This window comes from Burkholderia sp. Bp9016 (assembly GCF_003857765.1).
Lineage (GTDB): Bacteria > Pseudomonadota > Gammaproteobacteria > Burkholderiales > Burkholderiaceae > Burkholderia.
In genome coordinates this window covers 1-638 of the sequence record NZ_QTPY01000094.1, presented here as the reverse complement: position 1 = coordinate 638, position 638 = coordinate 1, and the positions used below count along the sequence as shown (strand labels likewise).

The 638-nt window shown below is 67.1% G+C and carries 1 protein-coding gene; it reads left to right on the top strand.

All coding sequences use genetic code 11. The features are described 5' to 3' along the window. A partial coding sequence (locus DIE13_RS32580) for an ABC transporter ATP-binding protein (protein WP_148094103.1) occupies positions 1-638 on the top strand: 638 nt, incomplete at both ends.

Sequence of the window (638 nt, the reverse complement as noted above, 5' to 3'; positions counted from 1 at the left end):
TTCAACAAGACGCAGGGCGAACTGCTCGTGCTCGACGACGCGAACCTGTCGCTGCGCGAAGGCGAGATCGTCGGGCTGCTCGGCCGTTCCGGGTCGGGCAAATCCACGTTGTTGCGCATCATCGCCGGCCTGATCGAGCCGACCGGCGGTGAAGTGACCTATCTCGGCAAGCCGCTGCGCGGCCCGGCCGAAGGCGTCGCGATGGTGTTCCAGACCTTCGCGCTGTTCCCGTGGCTGACCGTGCTGCAAAACGTGGAAGCCGGCCTCGAAGCGCTGGGCGTCGGCGCGCGCGAGCGGCGCGAACGCGCGCTCGCGGCGATCGACCTGATCGGTCTCGACGGTTTCGAGAACGCGTATCCGCGCGAGCTGTCGGGCGGGATGCGCCAGCGCGTGGGCTTTGCGCGCGCGCTCGTCGTCGACCCGACGATCCTGCTGATGGACGAGCCGTTCTCGGCACTCGACGTGCTGACCGCGGAAACGCTGCGCACCGACCTGCTCGATCTGTGGACGCAAGGCCGGATGCCGATCAAGTCGGTGCTGATCGTCACGCACAACATCGAGGAAGCGGTGTTCATGTGCGACCGGATTCTGGTGCTGTCGTCGAACCCGGGCCGCGTGATCGCCGAGATCAAGGTGCC